General features: G+C 72.0%; 26 protein-coding genes. 13 read left to right on the top strand and 13 right to left on the bottom strand.

Translation table 11 applies throughout. The annotated features are described in order from the left end of the window. The first annotated feature begins 291 nt into the window (after positions 1-291). On the top strand, positions 292-1,764 hold the full coding sequence (locus ACF1A1_RS14700) for a hypothetical protein (RefSeq protein ID WP_391999915.1): 1,473 nt from the start codon (positions 292-294) through the stop codon (positions 1,762-1,764). On the opposite strand, the gene ACF1A1_RS14705 is transcribed toward ACF1A1_RS14700, so the two are convergent. The 6 genes from ACF1A1_RS14705 to ACF1A1_RS14730 form a co-directional block, all read right to left on the bottom strand. Further along, positions 1,727-4,402: a SpoIIE family protein phosphatase gene (locus ACF1A1_RS14705; RefSeq protein WP_391999916.1), complete on the bottom strand. Its 2,676-nt coding sequence runs from the start codon at positions 4,400-4,402 to the stop codon at positions 1,727-1,729. The genes ACF1A1_RS14700 and ACF1A1_RS14705 overlap by 38 nt on opposite strands. Before the next feature lie 236 nt (positions 4,403-4,638). Further along, the gene (locus ACF1A1_RS14710) at positions 4,639-5,073 is read right to left on the bottom strand and encodes an ATP-binding protein (protein WP_391999917.1); all 435 of its coding nucleotides are present in this window, start codon (positions 5,071-5,073) and stop codon (positions 4,639-4,641) included. Between the two features lie 309 nt (positions 5,074-5,382). Next, positions 5,383-5,793, bottom strand: a complete 411-nt coding sequence (locus ACF1A1_RS14715; protein ID WP_391999919.1) for a (deoxy)nucleoside triphosphate pyrophosphohydrolase — start codon at positions 5,791-5,793, stop codon at positions 5,383-5,385. 43 nt (positions 5,794-5,836) lie between these two features. Continuing rightward, positions 5,837-6,028, bottom strand: coding sequence for an SPOR domain-containing protein (locus ACF1A1_RS14720; protein WP_391999921.1), 192 nt, complete (start codon positions 6,026-6,028; stop codon positions 5,837-5,839). Between the two features lie 572 nt (positions 6,029-6,600). After that, positions 6,601-7,353 carry a GntR family transcriptional regulator gene (locus ACF1A1_RS14725; RefSeq protein WP_391999922.1) on the bottom strand — a complete coding sequence of 251 codons (753 nt, stop codon included), beginning with the start codon at positions 7,351-7,353 and terminating at the stop codon, positions 6,601-6,603. Positions 7,354-7,500: 147 nt separating this feature from the next. Beyond that, a complete protein-coding gene (locus ACF1A1_RS14730; protein ID WP_391999924.1) occupies positions 7,501-8,733 on the bottom strand; it encodes a DUF4190 domain-containing protein in 1,233 nt (410 codons plus the stop codon). Between the two features lie 738 nt (positions 8,734-9,471). On the opposite strand from ACF1A1_RS14730, the gene ACF1A1_RS14735 reads away from it, so the two are divergent. Next, the gene (locus tag ACF1A1_RS14735) at positions 9,472-10,470 is read left to right on the top strand and encodes a hypothetical protein (protein ID WP_391999925.1); all 999 of its coding nucleotides are present in this window, start codon (positions 9,472-9,474) and stop codon (positions 10,468-10,470) included. A gap of 111 nt (positions 10,471-10,581) precedes the next feature. Here ACF1A1_RS14735 and ACF1A1_RS14740 read toward each other — a convergent pair whose 3' ends face one another. Continuing rightward, positions 10,582-11,550, bottom strand: a complete 969-nt coding sequence (locus tag ACF1A1_RS14740) for a LysR family transcriptional regulator (protein ID WP_391999926.1) — start codon at positions 11,548-11,550, stop codon at positions 10,582-10,584. Positions 11,551-11,651: 101 nt separating this feature from the next. Here ACF1A1_RS14740 and ACF1A1_RS14745 point away from each other — a divergent pair, with 101 nt between their 5' ends. The 6 genes from ACF1A1_RS14745 to ACF1A1_RS14770 all read left to right on the top strand — a co-directional run bounded on the left by ACF1A1_RS14745 (position 11,652) and on the right by ACF1A1_RS14770 (position 15,173). Beyond that, positions 11,652-12,581, top strand: coding sequence for a serine hydrolase (locus ACF1A1_RS14745; RefSeq protein WP_391999927.1), 930 nt, complete (start codon positions 11,652-11,654; stop codon positions 12,579-12,581). Between the two features lie 152 nt (positions 12,582-12,733). Further along, positions 12,734-13,687: an MBL fold metallo-hydrolase gene (locus ACF1A1_RS14750; RefSeq protein WP_391999928.1), complete on the top strand. Its 954-nt coding sequence runs from the start codon at positions 12,734-12,736 to the stop codon at positions 13,685-13,687. 247 nt (positions 13,688-13,934) lie between these two features. Continuing rightward, on the top strand, positions 13,935-14,234 hold the full coding sequence (locus ACF1A1_RS14755) for a hypothetical protein (RefSeq protein ID WP_391999930.1): 300 nt from the start codon (positions 13,935-13,937) through the stop codon (positions 14,232-14,234). Beyond that, positions 14,147-14,482, top strand: coding sequence for an MBL fold metallo-hydrolase (locus ACF1A1_RS14760; protein WP_392000197.1), 336 nt, complete (start codon positions 14,147-14,149; stop codon positions 14,480-14,482). Before ACF1A1_RS14755 ends, ACF1A1_RS14760 begins: the two co-directional genes overlap by 88 nt. A 165-nt stretch (positions 14,483-14,647) precedes the next feature. Beyond that, positions 14,648-14,917: a type II toxin-antitoxin system Phd/YefM family antitoxin gene (locus ACF1A1_RS14765; RefSeq protein WP_391999932.1), complete on the top strand. Its 270-nt coding sequence runs from the start codon at positions 14,648-14,650 to the stop codon at positions 14,915-14,917. Further along, on the top strand, positions 14,910-15,173 hold the full coding sequence (locus ACF1A1_RS14770) for a type II toxin-antitoxin system RelE/ParE family toxin (protein WP_391999933.1): 264 nt from the start codon (positions 14,910-14,912) through the stop codon (positions 15,171-15,173). Before ACF1A1_RS14765 ends, ACF1A1_RS14770 begins: the two co-directional genes overlap by 8 nt. 132 nt (positions 15,174-15,305) lie before the next feature. On the opposite strand, the gene ychF is transcribed toward ACF1A1_RS14770, so the two are convergent. Then, positions 15,306-16,394, bottom strand: a complete 1,089-nt coding sequence (gene ychF, locus ACF1A1_RS14775; RefSeq protein WP_391999934.1) for a redox-regulated ATPase YchF — start codon at positions 16,392-16,394, stop codon at positions 15,306-15,308. Positions 16,395-16,905: 511 nt separating this feature from the next. Between ychF and ACF1A1_RS14780 the strand changes: the two genes are divergently transcribed. Next, positions 16,906-17,301, top strand: coding sequence for a DUF6542 domain-containing protein (locus ACF1A1_RS14780; RefSeq protein ID WP_391999935.1), 396 nt, complete (start codon positions 16,906-16,908; stop codon positions 17,299-17,301). 107 nt (positions 17,302-17,408) lie between these two features. Here the strand turns inward: ACF1A1_RS14780 and ppgK are convergent, their stop codons facing one another. Then, a complete protein-coding gene (gene ppgK, locus ACF1A1_RS14785) occupies positions 17,409-18,155 on the bottom strand; it encodes a polyphosphate--glucose phosphotransferase (RefSeq protein WP_391999937.1) in 747 nt (248 codons plus the stop codon). A gap of 63 nt (positions 18,156-18,218) precedes the next feature. Further along, positions 18,219-19,244: a 4-hydroxy-3-methylbut-2-enyl diphosphate reductase gene (locus ACF1A1_RS14790; RefSeq protein WP_391999938.1), complete on the bottom strand. Its 1,026-nt coding sequence runs from the start codon at positions 19,242-19,244 to the stop codon at positions 18,219-18,221. A 114-nt stretch (positions 19,245-19,358) separates the two neighbouring features. Between ACF1A1_RS14790 and xseA the strand changes: the two genes are divergently transcribed. The 3 genes from xseA to ACF1A1_RS14805 all read left to right on the top strand — a co-directional run bounded on the left by xseA (position 19,359) and on the right by ACF1A1_RS14805 (position 21,540). After that, positions 19,359-20,567, top strand: a complete 1,209-nt coding sequence (xseA, locus tag ACF1A1_RS14795) for an exodeoxyribonuclease VII large subunit (protein WP_391999940.1) — start codon at positions 19,359-19,361, stop codon at positions 20,565-20,567. Between the two features lie 9 nt (positions 20,568-20,576). Beyond that, positions 20,577-20,798, top strand: a complete 222-nt coding sequence (locus ACF1A1_RS14800; RefSeq protein WP_391999941.1) for an exodeoxyribonuclease VII small subunit — start codon at positions 20,577-20,579, stop codon at positions 20,796-20,798. Between the two features lie 151 nt (positions 20,799-20,949). Beyond that, complete coding sequence (locus ACF1A1_RS14805; RefSeq protein ID WP_391999942.1) at positions 20,950-21,540, top strand: malonic semialdehyde reductase; 591 nt, start codon at positions 20,950-20,952, stop codon at positions 21,538-21,540. A 77-nt stretch (positions 21,541-21,617) separates the two neighbouring features. Here ACF1A1_RS14805 and ACF1A1_RS14810 read toward each other — a convergent pair whose 3' ends face one another. Beyond that, a complete protein-coding gene (locus ACF1A1_RS14810) occupies positions 21,618-22,142 on the bottom strand; it encodes a DUF4245 domain-containing protein (RefSeq protein ID WP_391999943.1) in 525 nt (174 codons plus the stop codon). 126 nt (positions 22,143-22,268) lie between these two features. Between ACF1A1_RS14810 and glpX the strand changes: the two genes are divergently transcribed. Continuing rightward, positions 22,269-23,303, top strand: coding sequence for a class II fructose-bisphosphatase (gene glpX, locus ACF1A1_RS14815; RefSeq protein WP_391999944.1), 1,035 nt, complete (start codon positions 22,269-22,271; stop codon positions 23,301-23,303). Between the two features lie 124 nt (positions 23,304-23,427). On the opposite strand, the gene ACF1A1_RS14820 is transcribed toward glpX, so the two are convergent. Both ACF1A1_RS14820 and ACF1A1_RS14825 read right to left on the bottom strand, forming a co-directional pair. Then, complete coding sequence (locus tag ACF1A1_RS14820; protein WP_391999945.1) at positions 23,428-23,805, bottom strand: WhiB family transcriptional regulator; 378 nt, start codon at positions 23,803-23,805, stop codon at positions 23,428-23,430. Between the two features lie 181 nt (positions 23,806-23,986). Further along, positions 23,987-24,691, bottom strand: a complete 705-nt coding sequence (locus tag ACF1A1_RS14825) for a DUF1707 domain-containing protein (RefSeq protein WP_391999947.1) — start codon at positions 24,689-24,691, stop codon at positions 23,987-23,989. Between the last annotated feature and the right edge of the window lie 102 nt (positions 24,692-24,793).

A 24,793-nucleotide genomic window follows, 5' to 3' on the forward strand; every position in this document is an offset into this window, starting at 1 on the left:
CCCGGCGCCACCCCCGCCCCCGACCCCGTGCCTCCCCCCACAGCCGGTCCCGTCTCCCTGGTGTCCGAGCGTTCCATCGCCGTTCCCCCTCCTCCGGTGTCGCCCCGTCGCACGGCCCCCGCCTCGGGTGTATCCCGGTCGCGGGGCCGCATGGGCGGTCATACGCTCCGAAATGTGACGTCGTCCTTCTTCCGAGGCCGGACGCGGCGTGCCTGGACGCACAGGTCCGTGCGGGTGGCTCGTGCCGCGTTGGTCGGTGCTGCGGGGGTCGTGTGGCTGGTGTTGCCGGGGATGACGACGCAGACGGACGCTCCGGTTGCGATCACCCGCGCCGCGTCCGCCGCGCCGGCGGAGAACGGGACGTCCGCGACCGACCTGGTGCTGCCGCTCGCGGTGCTCGGCGCCGCGGGGGCGGCCGCGGGCTACGGCTACCTGCGCCGCGTCCGCCGCAGCCGTGAACGGACGACACCCGGCGGGGCCGGCATCCCGCCGCCCGCCGGCTCCTCGCCGCCCCTCGCCGGGCTGGACGAGCGGGCCCGCGAGTTCCTCGTCGAGGCCGACGACCGGGTGCGGTCCGCCCGCGTGGAACTCGGCTTCGCCGAAGCATTGTCCGGGGCGGAGGCGGTGGCTCCGTTCAGCCGTGCGCTGCGGGACGCGGAGCATGAGCTGGCGGCCGCCTTCCGGATGCGGCAGCGCTACGACGAGGGCATACCGGAGGAGGAGGCGGCCCGGCGGCACGCGCTCGCCGGGATCATCGGGCGGTGCGAGGAGGCGGGGCGGCGGCTGGACGCGGTGGCCGGCGACTTCGTACGGCTGCGGGGGCTGGAGCAGGGGGTGGGCGAGGCGTTGGGGGTGGCGGAGGCGCGGTTTCGCGAGCTGACGGGACGTACGGGCGCGGCCGGGGCGCTCCTCGGCGAGCTGAGTGCTCACTACGCGGCCACCGCGACCGCCTCTCTCACGGGGTACGTCGAACAGGCCAAGGACCGGTTGCTGTTCGCCACCGTCCGCCTCAACCTGGCCCGGCAGGCGGCCGACCTGGACCGGCTTGAGGACGCCGCCCGGCAACTGCGCGCCGCCGAGGGGGCCGTCGCCCAGGCGGCCGTCTTCGTCGAGGGCGTGGAACGGCGGGCCGCCGAGCTGCGGGAGGCCGAGTCGATGGTCCCGGCCGCGCTGACCGGCGCCGAGGCGGAACTCTCGGCGGCGCGCGGCCCGAACGGCCTCGTGGGCGAGCCGCTCGCCCAGGTGCTGCACGCCGACGCCGTCCTCGCCGCCGTACGCCGTGAACTGACCGCCGGGCAGCCGTACGACCCCATCGGTGTCCTGCGCCGGATCGTGCTCGCCACCGCGCCGCTCGTCCCGGGCCGGTCCGGGGTGCTCCCGGCGGCCGCCCTGCTCACCGCCCGCAGCGCCACCGCCGCGACGGACGACTTCGTCACGACCCACCGGGGCGCGGTGGGCGCCACCGCCCGGACCCGCCTGGCGGAGGCCCGACGGCTCCTGTCGGCCGGCGCCCCCGCCGACCGCCCGCACGCCGACGCGCTGGCCCTGGAGGCCCGGGAACTGGCGGAACAGGACGTGCGGCTGCGGGGGAACCCGTATGCGGGGGTGGCGGCCGCCTCCTCCGCCGCGAGCGCCACGGCCGGGACGTCCGGCGCGGTCCTCGGCGGTGTCGTCCCCGCCGAGGATCCCGAGGGCGGCCGTCCGGCGGGCTTCGCGCCGCCGCCCGTCAGAACAGGCTCAGCAACGCCTCCGCCGGATCCGTGAGCCCCGTCTCCCCGTCCGGCAGCGGCAGTTCGAACCACACCGTCTTCCCCCGCGGGGTCCGCCGGGAGCCCCAGGCGGCGGAGAGCAGGCCGACCAGTTGCAGACCGCGACCGCCCTCGTCGGTGTCCCGGGCGCGTCGGCGACGGGGCTGGACGAGGCCCGCGTCCCAGACCTCGCACACGAGCGTGCGGTCGAGCAGCAGGCGCAGCCTGATCTCGCCCTCGCCGTACCGCAGCGCGTTGGTCACCAGTTCGCTGACGAGCAGTTCGGTGGTGTCGACGAGCGGCTCCATGTCCCAGCTGAGGAGCTGGCCGCGGGCGTACTCTCGGGCGCGGCCGACGCTGCGCGGTTCGCGGGGCAGGGTCCAGTCGCCGACGGAATCGGCGGGCAGGCCCTGTACACGTGCCATCAACAACGCGATGTCGTCCTCGCCGTGATGGCTGTCGAGGGTGTTGAGGACGTGGTCGCAGACGTCCTCCAGGGGGCTGGAGGGGTCGGTCAGCGCTCCCACGAAGGCCTGGAGGCCCTCGTCCAGGGGGTGGTCGCGGGATTCGACCAGTCCATCCGTGTAGAGCGCCAGCAGCGCGCCTTCGGGGAGTTCGACCTCCACCTCCTCGAAGGGCTCCCCTCCCACGCCGAGCGGCATGCCCGGCGGCACGTCGAGCATCAGGGCCGGCTCACCGGGTTCGACCAGTACGGGCGGCAGATGGCCGGCGTTGGCGAACGTGCAGCGCCGTGTGACGGAGTCGTAGACGGCGTAGACGCAGGTCGCGAGGTACACCTCGGACAGGTCGGCCTCGCGGGGGCGGCGGGCGGCCCGGGTGGCCTGCTGGACGCCACCGGGGGTGCCGAGCCCGCGCGCGATCTCGTCCAACGCCGAGAGCACCTCGGCCGGTTCGAGGTCGAGCAGGGCCAGCGTCCGCACCGCCGTGCGGAGTTCGCCCATGGCGACCGCCGCGCGCAGTCCCCGCCCCATCACGTCCCCCACCACCAGAGCCGTCCGGTGTCCGGGGAGTTCGATGACGTCGAACCAGTCGCCGCCGACCTCGCTGGGACGGCCGGTGGAGGCATTGCCGGGCAGGTAGCGGCAGGCGATGTCGAGGCCCGAGGCCACCGGGTCGCCCGGCGGCAGCAGCGACCGTTGCAGTATCAACGCCCGCTCGTGCTCCCGCCGGTACAGGCGCGCGTTGTCGATGCAGACGGCGGCCCGGGCCGCCAACTCCACCGCCAGATCCCGGTCCCGTTCCCCGAACGGCTCACTGCCCTTCGTCCGCGAGAACTGCGCGAGGCCTACGACGGTGTCGTGGGCGACCATCGGAATGACGAGCGTGGACTGCACGAGGCCGCCCTCCTCGCCGGGGACGGTCTGGGGGCGGGCGGTGCGCAGGACGTCCGCGCAGGGGGAGTGGAAGGGGTAGTGGTGGACGGCGCCGACCGCGACGGGCGTGCCGGTGCCGGCGAAGGGCGCGTCGGAGACGGCGGACGAGAAGGCGACGCGGCGCAGTTCGGCGCTGCCGTCGGCGAGCCCGGGCGGGGTCTCGTCGCCGGCCAGCAGGCCCTGGTACAGGTCCACGGTGGCCAGGTCGCAGAAGCCGGGCACGACGACGTCGAGGAGTTCGCGCGCGGTCGTCTCCAGGTCGAGGGAGTTCCCTATGCGGGCGCCCGCCTCGTTCAGAAGGGCGAGATTGCGCCGCGCGGCGGCGGCCTCGCGGGCGGCGTCGCGGCGGGCGGTGATGTCGGTGCCGAGCCAGGCGATGCCGATCGGGCGGCCGGAGCCGCTGTTCACGCGGTAGAGGTTGATCGACCAGTGGCGGCGCTCGTCGGAGTCCGGCAGAAACCCGGTGACGTGCATGTCCGTGATGGAGTCGCCGGTCCGCAGGACGCGGCGCAGGATCGCGGCGACCCGCTCGGCCTCGGGCCGGGGCAGGTAGTCGTGGACACCCTTGCCGCGGTGGTCGTCGGGGGTGCCGCCGAAGAGGGAGGCGAACCGCTGGTTGGCGCGGCGGACCCGCAGCTCGGGGTCGATCAGCAGGAACCCGAAAGGAGATTGACCGAATATCGCCTGCGAGGCGGCGAGGTCGGTCTCGATGCTGCGCAGGGTGCGGACGTCGACGACGATGCACACGGCGGCCTTCTCGCCCTCCTGGGTGCGCGTCGGCATGACGTACACCTCGGCGAGGCCGTCCTGGCCGCGCCTGCCGTCCGCGCTGTCGGGCATCCGGAAGGGGACCACGCCGGTCCACTCCCGCCCGTCGAGGATCTCGGCCATCTTGCGCTGGCCGCGGTCGCGCAGGTGCGGATCGATGAACGCGTCGATGGGGTCCATGCCGACGGCCCGCTCGGCCGGGATGCCGAAGATCTGCTCGGCACGCAGGCTCCACTGGTCGACCAGCCCGTCGGGGCCGATGGAGAACGAGGCGACCTTGATGTAGTCGTAGATCGAGCCGGGCGGACTGCTCTGCCACAGGTCGTCCCCGGCCGGCATCTCTTCCTCGCCGCCGACGGCACCGCCGGCCAAGGTGTTTCCGGCATCGGCTGTGAGCGCGCCCGCGGCCTCGGCCCTCGGGCCGTCGGCCTCTTCCCTCGCGCCGTCCGACGGGTCCTCGGACTCCGTGGCCTTCGCTGGTATCTCGCTCACGCGAACCGTCCCCTCCAGCTCACCGCGCCCGGCACCGGTCACCGGGGGCGGCTGCCCGCAGTATCCAGCACTACGGCGCCGCGCGGCACGATGTTCACGATCACAGCACGGTCCAGGCGTTTTCCGGACCGTTCCGTGACAACACTTCCAGTCTTCTAACCAGCGGACACGTCGTCGAACCACACCTTCCGGCACGGGTCGCCGGGGAGGCCCCCGGCGGGCGCGCCGCCGGGCCCTCAGGCTTCCAGGCCGGGGCCGCGGTCCCGGTCGGGCACCGCCAGTTCGAACCACACCGTCTTTCCGGTGTTCCCGGGCCGGGTTCCCCAGCGACGCGAGGAGGAGGCCACCAGTTGCAGTCCGCGGCCGCTCTCGTCGTCGGGCCGGGCGACGCGCTCGCGCGGCGGGTCCGGCAGCGGGTCGGAGACCTCCACCAGCAGCACGCCCTCCAGACGGGCGGGGCGGACCAGACGGACACCGATGGGGCCGGTGGCGTGTCGCAGGGCGTTCGTCACCAGTTCGCTGACCAGCAGGGCCGTGAGATCACCGAGGCTGTCCAGGTCCCAGCCGCGCAACTGCCCCCGCACCGCGCTGCGGGCGGTGCGCACCACGCCGGGCTCCGCGGGGAACGTCCACTCGGCGTAGTGGCCTTCGGTGTCGATCACGCCGATCACTTCCCGAGCCAGCGAGGTACACCCATGTCCGGTTTCGTGGGGTTAATGGCCCCATACCCGATATCCGAGGGCGAGTACCGCTCGGGAGGGCGCCCTGTGGCACCAACGGCGTATCAGAAACAGGGGGTCGCACACGGGCCGACCGGAAACGGGAGACCGGGCACGGGAGATCGGGCACACGCGCCGCGCCCGCGAAGAAGCGGGTCCCTCTCTCGTCGCGGCCATTGTCACCCGGCTCAGGAACTCGGACACGGTGATCAGGCGCGGGGATGGGGCACGGAGATCAGGCACGGGGATGGGGCGCCGGGGTCAACGCGCGCTCGTCCCCAGCCGCGTGATCGTCTCCCGCACGGCCGGCACGTCCTGGTCGAGCCAGTCCACGTCCCAGATCTCGTCGGAGGTGAGCCAGCGCAGGGCGTCGTGGTCCTCCAGGGGCGCGGGGGCCGGGGAGCCGGGGCGCAGGCGGGCGGTCCAGACGTGCAGAACGTACGGCGGTCTCAGGGGCCACTCCCCCGGTACGCGCTCCATGGCCTCGGCGGTCACGCCGAGTTCCTCGCGCAGTTCGCGCACGAGGGCCTCCTCGGGCCGCTCGCCCGGCTCGACCTTGCCGCCGGGCAGTTCCCAGCGCCCGGCGAGGTCCGGGGGTGCGCTCCGGCGCGCGGCGAGCAGACGGTCGCCGTCGAGCAGGGCGGCCCCGACCACCACGATCCGTTCCGTCATGCGGCGGAGCCTACGGGAACGGCCGGGAGGTCGGTCCCGGAGGTCAGTTCCGGGAGGCGTCCCCGTGCTGGCCGATGCGTTCGACCCAGTAGAGCTGCTTGTGTCCGCGGTGGTCGAGACTGTCGGCGATCTTCTGGGCCTCGGCCCGTGTCGCGTACCGGCCGACGCGGTACCGGTTGCCGTTGTCGTCCTGTCGTATGACGAGCCAGGGCAGAGAGATGGTGCTGTCGTTCATCGCGCCCCTCCTCTTCCCGTTCGCGGCCCGGTCCGCGCCCCGCCCTCTGAGGAAACCCCAATCCGCATATGCCCGAGCGTACGCCTAACCTTTACGCAGCGAACACGGCTTTTCACGAACAGGTACGCAACCGGCCAGGACGGAGGGGGCGCACGAAACCGAACGCGCCGTGCGCGCGGCGCGACGCCTCCGGTCGGCGGCATGCCGGCCATCTCTCGGGCGACCTGCGGGAACGCCGGGAATCGACCGGATTCCGACGGCGCCCGAACGGCCTTCCGGCGCGCGGTTTCCGGGGGCAACTGCCGGAAGGGTGTGCGCTGTCTCACGCGGTGCGCCACCTCCCCCACCCCGGCCCGCACCACGCCGACAGCGGGAATCCCAACCATTGCCCACCGGGGAACCCTCACGGACGGGGGGGTGGGCCCTCACGGACGGGGGCCTGCGCGGATCTCACCTCACCCCGGCGGAACCCCCAACCGCGCCCATGACCACTTCACCGGCTACTTCACCGTCTAATTCACCGACTACTTCGTCAGTTACTTCACCGTCTAAGTCACCAACAATTTCGTCAGCTACTTCACCGGCAAGTGGTACGCCACCCGGTACCGGTCCGCCGGGATCACCACGTCCGCCGTCTCGACCGGGCGGCCCGACGCGTAGTACGTGCGGTGGACGACCAGGACGACATGGCCCGGGACGCCGCCGAGGGCGAGGAGTTCCTCGGCGAGGCCGGGGCGGGCGCCGACCTCCTCGGTGACGTTGTCGACGACGACGTCGATGGCGCGCATGCGCTCGACGACGCCCATGCCGCCGAGCGGGCCCTCCTCGGGCAGCATGACCGGCGTGCGGCCGGTGACGGCGAGGGGCTCCCAGGAGGTGGAGAGCATCATCGCCTCGCCCGCCTCCCGATAGACGTACTTCGTGCACATCACACGGTCGCCGGGCTGGATGGCGAGCCGCTCGGCGACGGCCCGGCTCGCGTCGGCCTGCTCGCTGCTGGACTCCCACGTCCCGCGCGCGCGGGCGTCGGCCTGCTCCTGCCGGAACGGCGTCGCACCGCCGACCGGCCGGTAGCCGGAGCGGGCGATCCGGCGCGGCACCGGCCGCTCACGCACGTACGTCCCGGACCCGGAGCGGCCCTCGACCAGCCCCTCGGCCATCAGCACCTTGCGCGCCTCCAGGGCGACGGTGTCCGAGACGCCGTACTCCTCGCGGATTCTGGCCTGGGACGGGAGGCGGGCATGCGGTGGCAGGGAGCCGTCGACGATCTTCTTACGGAGATCACCCGCGACGCGCAGGTACGCCGGCTGCTCACCGAATGTCACTGGCCGCTCCCATCAGGCTGTACAGACAGCAACAGCCTGGCAACCGTGGGTTGGGCCACGCAAGTAAAGGCCAGAGAACCACTCGATGTGATGACTTATCCCTGGGAGGGGCTTTACCCAGGCACTTTCTCCCCGCTATGGACGTGATCACACATCGAGGCCGCCCTCGTCCCCGCTGCCGGCCCCGCTCTCGGGGTCCTCGTCGTAGGTCGGCGGCGTGGTGGCCAGCCCCAGAGCCTCGCGCGCGGTGACGGTGCTGTCGCCGTCGACGTAGCCGTAGGCGTTGTCGTAGTGCTCGTAGAAGGTGTCCACGTCGGAGGCGTCGGCCGCCTTCGCCCACTCCTCGCCGGCGTCCTCCATGTCCTTCACCAGGTCGGCGACGGGCTTCCGCACGTCGGCGGACCAGGTGTGCCCGCGCAGGACCTCGGCCTGCTCGCCGGTCACGTCCCCGGCCTCGCCCGCCCAGGTCTGGTTGATCTCCAGGTCCTCCTCGGCGTACTCCTCCGGCTCCTCGTAGAGCACCTCGTCGACGGCGGCCATCGCCTTCAGGAAGGCCAGCTGGTCGGCGTCGAGGGTCGTCTCGTCGGCGCGCAGCGAGCCGGTGAGGGTGCCGCGCTCGTCGGTGCTGGCGAAGACGCAGGTGATCTCGCGGTCGCCCCAGCTCCAGCTGTCACGGGTGGGCGTGAGGTAGTAGACGTCGACCTTGTCGGTCAGCGCCCAGGGATCCATCGCGTAACCGTCCTGGAGCGTGTAGCACTTGCCCTCGGCCGTGTCCGTGACGTAGTCGTCGCCCGGGTAGCTGCTGCCGGAGAGCGGGACCGTGCCGAAGACCTCGCCGTCGTGCTCACCGGAGCAGGGCACCTTGTCGACGTCGTAGACGTCCTCGTGGAAGGTGTCGCCGGGCACGTCGAAGCACTCGCCCTTGGCGAGCGAGAGGCTGGTGTTGCCGGCGCCGGCGCCCTCCTTGAACCCCTCCCAGACGGCGGAGGCGCCCCCGGTGGCCAGCATCACCACCCACAGCGCGAGCCCGAGGGACGACAGCACCGCGCCGCCGATCGCCATCCCCATGCCGCGCTCCCCGCGTCTGCGGATCTGCACGAGCGCGACGATCCCGAGGATCAGCCCCACGGCCGGCAGGAAGCACAGCACCCCGAGGACGAGCGCGGCGATGGCGACACCGTTGACCGGCGCGGGCCGGTTGAGCGGCAGGTAACCCTGCCCCCAGGCCGGGTACGGCGGCCCTCCGTAAGGCCCCTGGGGCGGTCCCTGAAACGGCCCCTGGGGCGGCCCCTGCGGGTGGGGAGCGTACGGGCCCTGCGGCTGCGGAGGCTGGTACGGGTCCTGGGGCTGCTGGGGCCCGGAGGGCGGAGGTATGGACACGAGTACCGTGCTCCTGACTGACGCAGAACTGACGTACGACTGGGCGCATGGTAAGCGCGGCGCGAGCGGGGACGGTACGGGGGTCGCGAATGCGGCGATCCGGGCAGGGAGCGGGCTGACCGCACGGTGGGCCGGGGCCGTCGAGCGCGCTCGGTCATCCGGGCCGCCCGGGTGTGACCGCCGCCGGCCCGCCGGCGGACGGCGCGGTGGGCCCCCTGTGCGGGAGGAACCGGCGGAGGCGCCCGGGTGCCGGCCGGTCAGGCGGACGGGGCCGCGCGGGAGTTGCCGGCTCCGCCGGAGTCCGTGCGGCGCCCGGAGGCAGCGCTCGGCCGTGGGCGCGGCGGGCGGGCCGTGCCGCTGTGGGACAGGCGGGTGGCAGGGCTGCCCGAGGGGCCCCGCGGGGTGCTCCGGGGGATCCGGTGGCCGGTCAGGACAGGGGCCGACTGCATCGTCGTCCGTCTGTTGCCGGGTCCTGCGGGATGACGACCGGTCAGGCATCCGCCTGCCGGCCACGGGCGACGTCCCGCTGCTCACCCTGGGCGGCGTCACCACCCCCGGTCCACGGCGTCGCCCCCAGCCGCTCCGTCCTCGCCCGGCCCCGCGAGGACGGCCACCGGCCGCTGGTCCGGGCGTACGCGCGGGCCTGCCGCCTGGCCGTGGCGGGCGGAGGGGCACCTGTCATGACGTAGCATCAACAGCCCGTTGTTGATGGTCACTTACTCCAGCGAGGCCGCTCCCATGGCAGACAGCGGTACGCCGCCGCCCGCTTCCCCGCCCCCCGCGCCACAGGCCCCGAACACGCCGTCGCTGCGGGACGACATGATCAACACCGTCATGCCCCAGGCCGCGGACGCGGACCCGGCCAGACAGAGACGGAAGATCCGCATCACCGTGGCCTGGGTCGTCGTGAGTTCGCTCGTGCTGTTCCTGCTGACGAAGGGCACCGACTGGCTGACGTCGGAGCACGACGCGCGGGTGTCGAGCAAGGCGGACGACAAGGTCGACCGGGAAGGCCCCGCGTTCTCGGCGAACGTCCGTCAGGACACCCGGGAACCCGAGGCGACCCTCTTCGACGCTCCCTTCTCCGCGCGGGACAAGGCGCGGATCGTGGGGACGAGCGGCGTGGCGCAGGACCTGACCGCGTTCACGAAGGCCCACCACGGGCGGGGCGTCTTCTACTCCGACGTCTGGAAAAGCGCGATGGGCGTCGACTGGTGGGGCTACTCCGAGGCATGGTTCGTGGACCTCATCAGCGACCGCAAAGCCTCCCTCGTCGTCAACGGCCTGCGGATGAAGGGCCTCCGGTGCACCCCCGCCAAGGCCACCACCGCGATCATCCGGGTGGGCGAGGGCGGGGCCGACTACGACGGACTGCTCTTCGACGTGACGCGCTCCACCGACACCCCTCTGATCACCGGTGGCCCGGAGGAGGAGCACTACGGAGAGCCGTTCTTCACGCACAGGAAGATCGACCTGGGCAACGGCGCCACCCCGGGCGGACTGCGCATCCAGGTCACGTCCGGGACGCAGGACTGCACCTGGAAGGCGTTCGAGGTCAGCTACGTCGACGCGAAGGGCACCCACACCCAGGACATCACCGCCAACGGCAAGGGCTTCTCCGTGCACGGCATCGCGGAACGCCCCCGGCAGGTGTACGAGCACACCGTCATGGGCGTGGAGGAGTGCGCCCCGCGGGACAGGGGCCGCTACACGTGCCCGTCCTTCCCGGAGGCTTGACCGGCATCGCGTTCCCCACGGTCCCGCCGTGCCGTCGCTCGCACCAAGCCCCGCTCACCGGCGTCAGCCGGGCGCCGCGGCCCCGAGCCGGGCCGATCGGAAAGACACGACCTAGCCGTAGACCACCGACCACGGGCGCGGCGGCTCGTCCCCCTGGCGCGAGATGCCCGCACGCCGCGTGTGCGCGGTGTGGTCGCGGGCCAGGACGCCGTGCGCGAGTTCCGCGAAACGGCCGGCGGCCGGGTGGGCTGCACGGCCGGCGGGCCAGGCGCCGCTGACGCGCAGGGTGAGGGGGCGGTCGGCCAGTGGCCGCCAGGCGACGCGGGGCTCCTTGCGGGCCACCGGCCCCTGGTCGAAGGCGACTCCGTGCCCCGCCGTCACGAGGGCGAGCAGGAACTCGGGGTTGGACGCGTGCCGGAGGCGGCCGGGGACGAAACCCTCGGCGCGGCACACGTCGAGGATCCGGTCGTACCAGCCCGGTGCGTGGGCCCGGGGGAAGAGCACCAGGTCGTGGCCGGAGAGCTCGCCGAGCCTCACCTCCGGCAGCCGGGCCAGCGGTGAGGTGCGAGGCAGGACTATCCCCAGGTCCAGGGAGATTTCGGGGCCGAGTCGCAGTTCGGTGGCGTCGACGGGGTGGTGCACGAGTCCGACGTCCAGCCCGCCGCAGGACAGCAGCCGCAACTGTTCCTCGGTGGTGACCTCCTGGAGGTCGACGGCGAGGCCTGGGGCGTCCTGCGCGCAGGCGGAGAGCAACGCGGACAGTACGGCGGCCGTGGTGTCGGGCGGGACGCCCGCGCGGAGCGTGCCGAGGCCGCCGTCGGCGGCGCGGCGGGCCAGCGTGCGCAGCCTCTCCTCCCGGGCGAGGAGTTCGTGGGCCTCCTCCAGCAGTGCCGCCCCGGCGGCGCTCAGGCGGACGCCGCGCTGCGAGCGGTCGAACAGCTCCGCACCGAGCTCCTTCTCCAGCCTGCGGATCGCCTGGCTGAGCGGCGGCTGCGCCATGCCCAGCCGCTCGGCTGCCCGGCTGAAGTGCAGCTCGTCGGCTACGGTGACGAACAGACGCAGGTGGCGCAAGAGATCCACGGTCAAGGATCGTACGTGAGGGCCGCCGCGAGGGGGATGGATCAGCTGGAGGTCCGACCGCGATCCGAGGATCAGGACGAACCGATGGCAAGAGGGGCGCAGTGACAGAGGAACGGATCCGACAGGTTTTCGCGCAGGCCGGGGCCGAAGGACAACTGCACGCGATCCCCGTTCGCGTGCGCACGCCGGTCGCCGGGGAGGCCGGAGTGGAGCCGGGTGCCTCCGGAGTGGCCGTGGGCGCCGACGATCCCGTCGTGATCGCCTCGATCTTCAAGGTGCTGATGGTGCTGGAGTTCGCCCGGCAGGTCGTCGCCGGACAGCTCGACCCGCGGGAGCGGGTGCGGGTGACGGCGGCCGACCGGCTCGGCGGCTGGGGAACCGCCGGGTGTCTGGACGACGTCGAGCTGTCGCTGCGTGACCTGGCCCACTTCGCGATGTCGGTCAGTGACAACTCGGCGGCCGACCTGTTGCTGGCCCGCGTCGGCCTGGACACCGTACGGCTGCTCGCGGAGGAACTCGGGCTGGAGCGGACCCGGATCGTGGGCGGGCCGCGGGACCTGCTGGAGTCGATGCTCGCGGAGGTCGGGGCGCGCGACGAGAGGGAGTTCGCCGTGCGCTACCCGGCCCTGCCGGACGACCGCAAGAGACGGCTCGCCGTGCTGGATCCCCGCCACACCACGGCGAGCACACCCCGCGAGATCACCCGGTTGCTCCAACTCGTCTGGAGTGACGCCGCCGGGCCGCCCGAAGCCTGCGCGTTCGTACGTGACCTGATGAGCCGCCAGGTCTTCCGCCACCGACTGGTGTCGGGCTTCCCGGACGACGTCACGGTCGCGGCCAAGACGGGAACCCTGCCGGGGCTGCACATGGAGGCGGGCGTCGCCCGCTACCCCGACGGCGAGTGCTACGCGATCGCCGTCTTCGCCCGCACCCACGACCTGGCCGCCTCCCGCGCCACGGTGGACGCCGCCATAGGCAAAGCCGCCGGCATCGCGGTCGACTTCCTCCGCCGCAACGGCGACCGCCGGTGACCAGCTCCCATATGCGTTCACGTATCACCAGGGCCCGACTCCGGTCTTGGACACGGCAGTTCACGCCCTGATCTCCTGACGCCATGACCCACGACACACCTGTCACGGACAGATCAGACGCGCCCTCAGGCCGCAGGCTCAACCGTCGTACGGTGTTGCGCGGCGCCGCGCTCGGCGCCGCAGCACCGCTCCTCCCGGCCACGGCCGCCACCGCCTCGGCCGGGGACAGCGGGCGGGACAGTGGACCGGCCGCCGGTCCGGCATCGTTCCGCTGGCTCGGCACCGCCGGCTGGCGCATCGACGTCGGCGACCGGACCGTACTCTTCGACCCGTACCTCACCCGCTTCACCACCGGTCTGTACGAGGGTTCCTTCGACCCCCGGACCCCGCTGCGGACCCGGCCGGAGGTGGTGGACGCGCACATCGGCCGCCCCGAACTCGTCCTGGTCAGCCACTCCCACTGGGACCACCTCGCCGACGTACCCCACATCGCCAGGACCACCGGCGCGCGCGTCGTCGGCACCGAGACCACGTACCACCTACTGGTCGCCCTGGGCGTCGACGCGGCGCAGATCTCCGTGGTGAAGGGCGGCGAGGTGCTGGACTTCGACGGGATCATCGTCGAGGTCGTGCCGAGCCTGCACAGCCGCAACAAGAAGTGCGCCTACTTCGCCCCGGGCACGCTGCACGCCCCGCCCCCGACCGTCCCGAGCACCATCTCCGACCTGCCGGAGGGCGACACCCTCGCCTTCCAGGTGACGGCCGGGGACAGCGGCCCGTCGGCGTTCCTCATGGGGGCCAGTGACTTCTCCGAGCGGGCGGTGCGCGGCCTGCGCCCCGACCTCGCGATGATCGCCGTGCCCTCCAGCACCGCCACACACCGCTACGTGCCCCGGCTGCTGCGCGCGCTGGACCACCCTCGGGTGGCCGTGCCCGTCCACTGGGACAACTTCGAACTCCCCCTGAGCGGTGCTCCCGAGCGAGACCCGGTGATGGATCTGGACGCGTTCGTCGCGCAGGTCGCAAAGGCGTCCCCGGCGACGCGGGTCGTCGTGCCGGACTACCGCACGGTGTACGACGCCACCATGCGACCCACGCGCGGCTAGGCAGGACCGCGGGTTCGTCTTCCGGAACACTCATTCAGGCGGATCCCGATGACTTCGTCATCCCGCCACGACGGCACGAGCGGTTCTCTCACCAGGCGTCGCCTGGGCCGACTCGCGGCTCCCGGACTTGTGGCCGGTGCCGGACCGGTGGGTCCCACCTCCTCGGCCGTGGGCCGGCCGGCCTGCGGGTAAGGGCGCAGGGGACCCGCCCGTCGTCCGCTCCGGCGACCCGGTCCTTCGCGCCCTGGTGACGGCGCTGATCCCCGGCCTCGATGTCCCCCGGCCGCCCGCGCCGATCAAGCTCTTCGACGACCTCGCCATGCCGAGCACGGGCTGGGTCTCCGCGATGGCGGTGCTGCCCGACGACGGGATCGTGCTCATCGACGCGCTCACCTCCTCCGCGGAGGCGGAGAACGTGCTCGTCCCCGGGCTGCGGGAGCTGGGGCCGATCCGGAGACGATCGGGTACGTCGTCGTCACCCACGGCCACGACGACCATGTCGGGGGAGCGCGGTATCTCGCCGACCGCTACGGAGCACGGGTGCTGATGTCTCCGGCCGACCGGGACCTCGCCTCCGGCGCCCCGCCGGCCGACGCTCCCGCCCGGGACCTCGAGATCGCGGACCGGCAACGGCTCACGCTCGGCGGGCGGGCCCCATCCCTTCGTGCTCGGCCGGACGCGGACGCAGCGGTACCTGACGGTGATGGACTCCATGGTGCGCGGGCGCCTCGCCGACGCCGAAGCGGGTCGGCTCCCGCTCCCGGACGGCCCGCGGCTCGACAGGGGACGACGTAGTAGGTGAACGCCGTCTCGGCGCTGACGACCAGCGCCCTCCCGCCCCTGTGCCTGGCCGTGTTCCTGCTGAGCGTCCGGAAGACCGCGGGCGGCCTGCCCACCGGCCACTGGAAACGCCCCGCCTGGCCGTTGTGTACACATGGGACACTCGGTACCCTTGGGCGCATGACACAGCCACTGCCCGTAGAGTCCATCCGCGATGTCCGGGCGCACCTGGCCGAGGTCGTGGAGCGGGCCGACCGGGACGACGTACCTACCGTCATCACCCGACGCGGCAAGCAGGTCGCCGCCGTGGTGTCCATCGAGGTGCTGCGCAAGTACCAGGAGTGGGAAGAGCGCGAGATCAACCGGATCATCGACGAGCGCATGGCCAATCCGGCCCCCGGCATCCCGATCGAGGACGTCATGAGGGAGACGCTGGCGCGCAGTGAGTGAGTACCGCACCGTCTTTCGACCCGAGGCTCAGGCCGAGCTCCGCAAGGGCCCGCGAGACATGGCCCTCCGCATTCTGGCCAAGCTGACCGAGCTGGAGAGCGACCCACTGGGGTTCAACACCACGGCCCTCGTCTCCCAGCCCGACCGGCGCCGCCTACGGGTAGGCGACTACCGCGTGATCTACACCATCGACAACGGCGAGCTGGTGGTGTGGGTCGTGCTCGTCGCGCATCGCTCCACCGTCTACGACACCTGAGCCCTCCTGACATCGGGTCAGGAAATCCAGCGCCGATCCAGCACGGGATCGATGAAGGGGCCGGGCTCGTGAGAGCCCGGCCCCTTCTGCCGTGCATGTTTGCTACGTCAGCGTTGGTGTTATTTCATCCGCTCACACGTTGAAGCGGAACTCCACCACATCCCCGTCCTGCATCACGTAGTCCTTGCCCTCCATACGCGCCTTGCCCTTGGCGCGGGCCTCGGCGACCGAGCCGGTCTCCACCAGGTCGGCGAAGGAGATGACCTCCGCCTTGATGAAGCCCTTCTGGAAGTCGGTGTGGATGACCCCGGCGGCCTCGGGGGCCGTGGCGCCTTTCTTGATGGTCCAGGCGCGGGACTCCTTGGGGCCGGCCGTGAGGTACGTCTGCAGGCCGAGGGTGTTGAAGCCGACGCGGGCGAGGGTGGCGAGGCCGGGCTCCTCGGCGCCCACCGACTCCAGCAGCTCCAGGGCGTCCTCCTCGTCCAGCTCGGCGAGGTCCGCCTCCAGCTTGGCGTTGAGGAAGATCGCCTCGGCGGGGGCGACCAGGGCGCGCTGCTCGTCCTTGAAGGACTCGTCGACCAGCTCGTCCTCGTCGACGTTGAAGACGTAGAGGAAGGGCTTGGTGGTGAGCAGGTGCAGGTCGTGGAGGAGTTCGTTGCGCTCGGTGCCCTGGACGATGCCGTGCGCGAAGAGCGTGTCGCCCTTCTCCAGGATCTCCTTCGCCTCCTCGACGGCCTTGACCTTGGGAGCCACGTCCTTCTTGATGCGCGACTCCTTCTGGAGACGCGGCAGGACCTTCTCGATGGTCTGGAGGTCGGCGAGGATCAGCTCGGTGTTGATCGTCTCGATGTCGTCCTTCGGCGAGACCTTGCCGTCGACGTGCACGACGTTCTCGTCCTTGAAGGCACGGATGACCTGGCAGATCGCGTCGGACTCACGGATGTTCGCCAGGAACTTGTTGCCCAGTCCCTCGCCCTCGCTCGCACCGCGCACGATGCCCGCGATGTCGACGAAGTCGACGGTCGCCGGGAGGATCCGCTGGGAGCCGAAGATCTCCGCCAGCTTCGCCAGACGGGCGTCGGGGACGCCGACCACGCCGACGTTGGGCTCGATCGTGGCGAACGGGTAGTTGGCCGCCAGCACGTCGTTCTTGGTCAGGGCGTTGAACAGGGTCGACTTGCCGACATTCGGCAGACCGACGATTCCGATCGTGAGCGACACGTTGCGACTTCCCGTAGTGAGAGGGCCAGGGGGCCAGAGGGCTGGCCGATCCACCAGTTTACGGCGTGCCCGCACCCGTCCCGGCGGACCTGTCGAACGCATGGCCAAGGTCTCTCCTCCGGCGTGTCCCGCGCCGGATTCGGCACATAAACCGACCTAAGTTGGACCGATGGAGCAACACAGGACGCGCTCCCCGCAGAACGGAGCACGACGCGGCATCCCGCCCCTTCCACCGCAGGCGGTCCGCGGTGGCGGCGGGAGCGCCGGCCGTGGGGGTGGCGGTGGCGACCGTGGTCGCGGCGGCGGTGGCGGCGGTGGCAGGAACGGTTCGGTGCGGGCCGGGCGGAAGGAGGCTCCGCGGGTCGCCCGTCCCCCGGTGCCGCCGAAGCGGGGCCCCGGTCCGGGCTCCGCCTCCGGTACGCCTTCGAGGGCCGGCCGCCACCCGGGTCTCCCCCGGCCCGCACGCGCCTCCAGGGTGCCCACTCCGCGCCCGGCGGCAGCCGTACGGCGGATGTCCAACCCCCGGCTCACCGGGCTCGGCGGCGGTCTGTTCAGCGGGGCGCTGATGCTGCTGTTCGGCTGGCTGGACCAGCGGCTGTTCGGCGCCTCGCTGACGGTGTACGGCGTGCTGTTCCTGCCGGTGTGCCTGCTGACCGCGCTGTGGGTGCGCAGGGCGGAACCGCTGTCCGCGCCCATCGCCGTCCCGATCGCCTTCGCCCTGGGACTCCTGCCCGTCGCCCACGGCGGCGACGGGGTCGGCTCCCGGCTGATGGGGCTGGCCACCGCCCTGGCCACCGAGGTCGGCTGGCTGTACGGCGGGACGCTCCTGGCCGCACTGGTGATGCTGGTGCGCAGGATCGCCGCGGCGAGCCGAGCGCGCCGCCGCCCGGCGGAAAACCGGCGGTGATCCCGGCCGGACCTCGCCCCTACCGCGCCGCCCCTCCGGCCGGCCGCCCCTCCGGCCGGCCGGCCGTCCAGTCCGCCGTCCGTCCAGTCGGCCGTCCGGACGGCCCCTCAGCTGTCCTTCGCCGCCCGCATCGCCGCTCCCACGATCCCCGCGTTGTTCTGCAGCTGCGCCGGGACGATCTCCGCCTTGATGCCCTCGACGAAGGGCAGGAACTTCTGCGCCTTGCGGCTGACGCCGCCGCCGATGATGAACAGCTCCGGCGAGAAGAGCATCTCCACGTGGGCGAGGTACTTCTGGACGCGGCGGGCCCAGTGTTCCCACGTCAGGTCGCCGTCCTCCTTGGCCTTGCTGGAGGCGCGCGTCTCGGCGTCGTGGCCGTTCAGCTCGAGGTGGCCGAGCTCGGTGTTGGGGACGAGGACGCCGTCGACGAAGAGGGCGCTGCCGATGCCCGTGCCGAACGTCAGCAGGATCACCGTGCCGCTGCGGTCGCGGCCGGCGCCGAAGGCGATCTCGGCGACGCCCGCCGCGTCCGCGTCGTTGACCACCGTGACCGGCAGGCCGCCGAGCCGCTCGCCGAACAGGGCACGCGCGTCCGTGTCGATCCAGCTCTTGTCGACATTGGCCGCCGTACGGATGGTGGATCCGCCGGTGACCACGCCCGGGAAGGTGAGCCCCACCGGTCCCGTCCACCCGAAGTGGTCGACGACCTGCTTCACGCCGTCGGCCACGCTCTCGGGCGTCGCCGGGTGCGGGGTGAGCACCTTGCAGCGCTCCTGGGCCAGATCGCCCCTGTCCAGGTCCACAGGGGCGCCCTTGATCCCGGATCCACCGATGTCCACGCCGAAGATCTGCATGGCTCCACGTTACGACGGTCGACTGACCGTCACTGCGCCGGTCACCCCGCCCTCACGCGGCCCTCACCGCTCGGAGGCGTCCCCGGCACCGCTCCCGCCGCGCTCGGCGATCAGCGCCGCGGCCTCTTCGCGCAGGTCACGGCGGAGTTCCTTGGGCAGCGAGAAGGTGATGTGCTCGTCGGCGGCCTTGACCAGCTCGACGTCGGCGTAACCCCGCTCGGCGAGCCACTGGAGGACTTCCTCGACGAGGACCTCCGGGACGGAGGCGCCGGAGGTGACGCCGACCGTGGTCACGCCCTCCAGCCAGGCCTCGTCGATCTCGCTCGCGAAGTCCACGAGGTACGCCTGGCGCGAGCCGGCGAGCTTGGCGACCTCGACGAGCCGCTTGGAGTTGGAGGAGTTGCGGGAGCCGACCACGATGACGAGTTCTGCCTCGGCGCCCATCTGCTTCACCGCGAGCTGACGGTTCTGCGTGGCGTAGCAGATGTCGTCGCTGGGCGGGGAGACGAGCTGCGGGAACTTCTCCTTCAGGGCGTCGACGGTCTCCATGGTCTCGTCGACGGAGAGGGTGGTCTGCGAGAGCCAGACGACCCTGGAGGGGTCGCGGACCTCCACCTTGGCGACGTCGGCGGGACCGTCGACGAGCTGGATGTGGTCGGGGGCCTCGCCGGAGGTGCCGATGACCTCCTCGTGGCCCTCGTGGCCGATCAGGAGGATGTCGTAGTCGTCGTCGGCGAAGCGGACGGCTTCCTTGTGGACCTTGGTGACCAGCGGGCAGGTCGCGTCGATGGTGGCGAGGCGGCCGCGCCTGGCCTCCTCGTGGACGACGGGGGCGACGCCGTGCGCCGAGAACATCACGATGTTGCCCGGCGGGACCTCCTCCGTGCGCTCGACGAAGACGGCGCCCTTCTTCTCCAGGGTCTGCACGACGTACTTGTTGTGGACGATCTCGTGGCGGACGTAGACGGGAGCGCCGTACTGCTCCAGGGCCTTCTCGACGGCGATCACGGCGCGGTCCACTCCCGCGCAGTAGCCCCGGGGGGCGGCGAGCAGGACACGGCGGCCAGGCGAAGCGGTCATGCGTCCCATCGTAAGGCCGCCCCCGGCGGGTCGAAGATCGCCCGTCCCGCGCGCGGGGCGGGCGACGGCCGGGCCCGCTCGGCGCGTGCCTGATTGTCACCGGCGGCCACTACGCTCGCGCACATGGCTGTCAACACGTCCGCCGAGACCCCCCTGCCCGTCGGTGAGGTGTCCCGGCTCATCGGGGGGTGGATCGACCGGCTCGGCGCGGTGTGGGTCGAGGGGCAGATCACCCAGTTGTCGCGGCGCCCGGGCGCGGGCGTCGTCTTCCTGACGCTGCGGGATCCGTCGTACGACATCTCCGTGAGCGTGACCTGCTATCGGCAGGTGTTCGACGCGGTCGCGGACGTCGTCGGCGAGGGCGCGCGGGTCGTCGTCCACGCCAAGCCGGAGTGGTACGCGCCGCGGGGGCAGTTGTCGCTGCGGGCGGTCGAGATACGGCCGGTGGGGGTCGGGGAGCTGCTGGCCCGGCTGGAGCAGCTGAAGAAGTCCCTGGCGGCGGAGGGGTTGTTCGCCCCCGGTCGGAAGAAGCCGCTGCCCTTCCTTCCCCAGCTGATCGGGCTGGTGTGCGGGCGGGCGTCCGCCGCGGAGCGGGACGTCCTGGAGAACGCCCGCCACCGCTGGCCCGCCGTCCGCTTCGAGGTGCGCAATGTCGCCGTGCAGGGTGTGCACGCCGTGCCGCAGGTCGTCCAGGCCGTGAAGGAGCTGGACGACCTGGAGGACGTGGACGTGATCATCGTCGCGCGCGGTGGTGGCAGTGTGGAGGACCTGCTGCCGTTCTCCGACGAGCAGCTGGTGCGGGCGGTCGCGGCCTGCCGTACGCCGGTGGTGTCGGCGATCGGGCACGAGCCCGACAACCCTCTGCTGGACCATGTGGCCGACCTGCGGGCCTCGACGCCCACCGACGCGGCGAAGAAGGTCGTCCCGGACGTCGGCGAGGAGTTGGAGCGGGTGCGGATGCTGCGTGACCGGGCGCGGCGGTGCGTGCAGGCGTTCGTGGAGCGGGAGGAGCGCGGGCTCGCCCATGCGCTGGCGCGGCCCGTGATACAGGATCCGCACCGGATGCTCGACGAGCGGGCGGAGCACGTCGCCTCGCTGGTCGACCGTTCCCGGCGCACCCTCGGGCACCTCCTGGACCGTGCCGACTCCGAGCTGACGCACACGCACGCGCGCGTGGTGGCGCTCTCGCCGGCCGCGACGCTGAAGCGCGGGTACGCCGTGCTCCAGCGGGCCGACGGGCATGTGGTGCGGGATCCGGGCGAGGTGGCGGCGGACGAGGCGTTGCGCGCGCGGGTCGCCGAGGGTGAGTTCAACGTACGAGTCGATCTTTAGGGTGAGTGGATGACCGACAAGGTGGAAGAGACGCTCGGGTACGAGCAGGCGCGCGACGAGCTGATCGAGGTCGTCCGCCGGCTGGAGGCGGGGGGTACGACGCTGGAGGAGTCCCTCGCCCTGTGGGAGCGCGGGGAGGAGCTGGCCCAGGTGTGCCGGCGCTGGCTGGAGGGCGCGCGGGCGCGGCTGGACGCGGCGCTGGCCGAGGAGGAGGAAGCGGAGGAGGGGTAGTGCTCGCGGCGGCCCCGTGAGGAGGGTCACCCCACCTCAGACCTTTGTTGAACATTGAACTTCTATGGCGTACGGTCGATCACGCCGTCCGGTCCGGCATGCCGGATCCGGACCCGTACCCCCCGTACTCCGCACTCCAGGAAGTTCACGCATGTCTCTCGCTCTTGACCCCGCCGCCCAGGACCTGCTGTTCCGCGAGGCCCGCACCGCGAACACCTTCACCGACGAGCCGGTGACCGAGGAGCAGGTCCAGGCGATCTACGACCTGGTCAAGTACGGCCCGACCGCCTTCAACCAGACTCCGCTGCGCATCACCCTGGTCCGCTCCGCCGAGGCCCGTGAGCGTCTGGTGCAGCACATGGCCGAGGGCAACCAGGCCAAGACGGCCACCGCCCCGCTGGTCGCGATCCTCTCCGCGGACAACGAGTTCCACGAGGAGCTGCCGACCCTGTTCCCGGCGTTCCCGCAGGCCAAGGACCTCTTCTTCGCCGAGCGCCCGGCCCGTGAGGGCGCCGCCGCGCTGAACGCCGCCCTCCAGGCCGCGTACTTCATCGTCGGCGTCCGTGCCGCCGGCCTCGCCGCCGGCCCGATGACCGGCTTCGACTTCGAGGGCGTCCGCAAGGAGTTCCTGGACGACGACCACACCCCGCTGATGGTCGTCAACATCGGCAAGCCCGGGGAGGACGCCTCCTACCCGCGCTCGCCGCGACTGGCCTACGAGCAGGTCGTGACCACGGTCTGAGCGTCCGAGCGACCGGCACGACCGAGGCCCCCGGCGATCCTGCCGGGGGCCTCGGTCGTGCCAGGGGGACGGACCGCTCACGCCATCTTCAGCGACTCCGCCATCTGCGCCAGCCTGGCGAACGACGCCGTGCCGGCCACCACCGTCGTCGAACCGTCCGCGTTCTCCAGCACGAGGGCGTCGTAGCGGCCCTCGGTGTAGCGGGTCCAGGTCCGGCCGGCGAGCTGCTCCGTCCTGTCCGTCCGCCGGGCGCCCTGCGTCGCCTCGTCGATGAACGTGGAGCGCTTCTGAGTGGACTGCTCCACCTGGACGTACTCCCCGTCGGGAGTGTGGAAGCCGAGGTGCCAGGCGTCGAAGTCGTCCCCCCGGAAGCGCACGGAGGTCGCCTTCCAGCTCAACGGCAGGTCCTCGGGCGCCGCGACCGGATAGGAGGCCGCACGACGTGCCGTGAGCAGCTCGACGCGGTAGTCGACCCGTTTGACGTCGGGGGTGCTGTCGTCGTGCGGGATGAAGAGGTACATCACCGCCCCCGCGATCATGATCAGGCCCAGCGAGAGCACCATGTCCCGGACCGTCTTCGTCTTGCCATTCGAACCTGCCACGCTCCTATCGTCGCAGGTACCTGGCGCGCTCATCCGTGGGGTCCCCTGCTCATTTTGTCGGACTGACGATAGAGTCGGGGCCGCAACCCTCATCCGGCCGTCGTCGTATCAGAAAGGTGCGCTCCGATGACCGAGCACCATCAATTGCCGTCAGAACTCGACGTCCCCTCCGAGGCCCCCGACCGCAACCTCGCCCTGGAACTGGTCCGGGTGACCGAAGCGGCGGCGATGGCCGCGGGCCGCTGGGTCGGGCGCGGTGACAAGAACGGGGCCGACGGTGCCGCGGTGCGGGCGATGCGGACCCTCGTCTCCACCGTGTCGATGAACGGCGTGGTCGTCATCGGCGAGGGCGAGAAGGACGAGGCCCCGATGCTCTTCAACGGAGAGCGGGTCGGCGACGGGACCGGCGCCGAGTGCGACATCGCCGTCGACCCGATCGACGGCACCACGCTGACGGCCAAGGGCATGCCCAACGCCATCGCCGTCCTCGCGGCCGCCGAACGCGGCTCCATGTTCGACCCGTCCGCCGTGTTCTACATGGACAAGCTGGTCACCGGCCCCGAGGCCGCCGAGTTCGTCGACATCGAGGCGCCGGTGTCGGTGAACATCCGCCGGGTCGCCAAGGCCAAGCGGGCCACCCCCGAGGACGTCACCGTCGTCATCCTGGACCGGCCTCGGCACGAGGGCATCATCAAGGAGATCCGCGAGACCGGCGCGCGCATCAAGCTGATCTCCGACGGCGACGTCGCCGGCTCGATCCTGGCGCTGCGCGAGGGCACCGGCGTCGACCTGCTGCTCGGCATCGGCGGCACGCCCGAGGGCATCATCTCGGCCTGCGCCGTGAAGTGCCTCGGCGGCACGATCCAGGGCAAGCTGTGGCCCAAGGACGACGAGGAGCGGCAGCGGGCGCTGGACGCCGGGCACGATCTCGATCGCGTACTGACCACCGAGGACCTGGTGACCGGGGAGAACGTGTTCTTCGTGGCCACCGGGATCACCGACGGCGAGTTGCTGCGCGGGGTGCGGTACCGGTCGGAGACGGCCACGACCGACTCGATCGTGATGCGGTCGAAGTCGGGGACGGTGCGGCGGATCGACTCCGAGCACCGGCTGAGCAAGCTGCGGGCCTACAGCGCGATCGACTTCGACCGCGCGAAGTAGGGGGTAGGGCGCCCGGCGTCGAAGGACCACTCATCCCCGAAGAGGGGCGCCCCCGGTGCGGAGGGGGCGCCCCTCTTCTTCGTGTGTTCGTGTGTTCCTCGTGTCTCTTCGTGCGGGGGGTCGGCTAACCGGCTGCCGGTATGCGGTCCGCCGCCCTCGCCGCCTTCTTCAGCTCCAGGTCGCGACGGCGGCGCCGGGCGAGGACGACGCGGCGTTCGGCGGCGGTGAGGCCGCCCCAGACGCCGTAGGGCTCGGGTTGCAGCAGAGCGTGCTCGCGGCACTCCACCATGACCGGACAGCGGGCGCAGACCCGCTTGGCGGCCTCCTCCCGGGAGAGGCGGGCGGCGGTGGGCTCCTTGGAGGGGGCGAAGAACAGGCCTGCCTCGTCGCGCCGGCACACCGCCTCGGTGTGCCAGGGAGCGTCTTGGTCCCTGTCGCGCGCTGGTACCCGCTGGGCCGGAACGGCGGCTACCTGCAGGGACGAATGCGGCGGTTGCAGCACGGTCTACTCCTGACGACGGCTTCGCGAGCGAGAGACGATGCAGCAAGCCCTACCCGCTGTGCGCGCGCCTATGCACTGAGTTTCGAACCGCTGGATTACGGGCGCTCCCGCGCACTTCCGTCCGCGGCCGGCCCGCTTCCGGGGCCGCCGGACACGCCCCGGCGTTCACAACCGTCAACGGTCACGGATGCCTGCGCAAACTCCTGTCGACCGTGCGCTGGACCCGGTCGAGGATGTCCGCGACGAGCCGGCCGCGCTTCGGCCGGCCCTCGATGTTGCCGAGGACGGACCATCCGTCGATGTAGACGACCGGGGCGTCGGGGTCGGCGGAATCGAGCGTGTCGACCTCGAAGTTGCCCAGGACTCCGCCGCCGGTGCCGCGCAGCGACACGTTCTCCGGGACGCGGACCTCCACGTTGCCGAAGACCGAGATGGCCTTGATGACGACCTGCTGGTACTCGAACAGCGCCTCACTGAGGTCGATCTCGACGCTGCCGAAGATCGCGTACGCGTGGATGCGGCGGCCGGCGCGCCAGCGGCCCCTGCGGACACTGTTGCTGAAGATCGCGACCAGGTTGTCGTCCGGGTCGGCGGGGATCGCGCCGGCCGGCGGGCGGTTCGGGGCCGGGGCGTGCGGCGGGGCGTGCCGGTGGTGGGCCGCGGGCAGGTCCCGGATGAACTCGTCCAGTGCGCCGACCGTCCTGGCGGCCAGCGCGCCCTCGACGCGCTCGGCGTGCTCCTCGGCGGTCAGGCGCCCCTCGGCGAGGGCCTCGCGCAGGATGTCGGCGATGCGGTCGCGGTCGGCGTCGGACGCGCGCAGTTCGGCGACGGAGGCACGCGGCGCGGCGTCGGAGGCACGCGGTGCGGTCTGCTTCTGAAGGTCCACGGCAGCAGCGTACCGAAACACGATAGATCGCGATAGACCTGCCCGGGTGGAACTGAGCCTTACCTCACAGGCTCGCCGTCAGCGGCAGGTTCTACGCTGGTG

Source organism: Streptomyces sp. NPDC014995, assembly GCF_043080745.1.
Lineage (GTDB): Bacteria > Actinomycetota > Actinomycetes > Streptomycetales > Streptomycetaceae > Streptomyces.

Excerpts from the sequence above, each read along its gene's own strand:
- ACF1A1_RS14700 (WP_391999915.1), top strand. The coding sequence starts at position 292 with ATGACGACGCAGACGGACGCTCCGGTTGCGATCACCCGCGCCGCGTCC.
- ACF1A1_RS14715 (WP_391999919.1), bottom strand. The coding sequence starts at position 5,793 with ATGACGGAACGGATCGTGGTGGTCGGGGCCGCCCTGCTCGACGGCGAC.
- ACF1A1_RS14720 (WP_391999921.1), bottom strand. The coding sequence starts at position 6,028 with ATGAACGACAGCACCATCTCTCTGCCCTGGCTCGTCATACGACAGGAC.
- ACF1A1_RS14735 (WP_391999925.1), top strand. The coding sequence starts at position 9,472 with ATGGCAGACAGCGGTACGCCGCCGCCCGCTTCCCCGCCCCCCGCGCCA.
- ACF1A1_RS14765 (WP_391999932.1), top strand. The coding sequence starts at position 14,648 with ATGACACAGCCACTGCCCGTAGAGTCCATCCGCGATGTCCGGGCGCAC.
- ACF1A1_RS14780 (WP_391999935.1), top strand. The coding sequence starts at position 16,906 with ATGTCCAACCCCCGGCTCACCGGGCTCGGCGGCGGTCTGTTCAGCGGG.
- ppgK (WP_391999937.1), bottom strand. The coding sequence starts at position 18,155 with ATGCAGATCTTCGGCGTGGACATCGGTGGATCCGGGATCAAGGGCGCC.
- ACF1A1_RS14790 (WP_391999938.1), bottom strand. The coding sequence starts at position 19,244 with ATGGGACGCATGACCGCTTCGCCTGGCCGCCGTGTCCTGCTCGCCGCC.
- xseA (WP_391999940.1), top strand. The coding sequence starts at position 19,359 with ATGGCTGTCAACACGTCCGCCGAGACCCCCCTGCCCGTCGGTGAGGTG.
- ACF1A1_RS14800 (WP_391999941.1), top strand. The coding sequence starts at position 20,577 with ATGACCGACAAGGTGGAAGAGACGCTCGGGTACGAGCAGGCGCGCGAC.
- ACF1A1_RS14805 (WP_391999942.1), top strand. The coding sequence starts at position 20,950 with ATGTCTCTCGCTCTTGACCCCGCCGCCCAGGACCTGCTGTTCCGCGAG.
- glpX (WP_391999944.1), top strand. The coding sequence starts at position 22,269 with ATGACCGAGCACCATCAATTGCCGTCAGAACTCGACGTCCCCTCCGAG.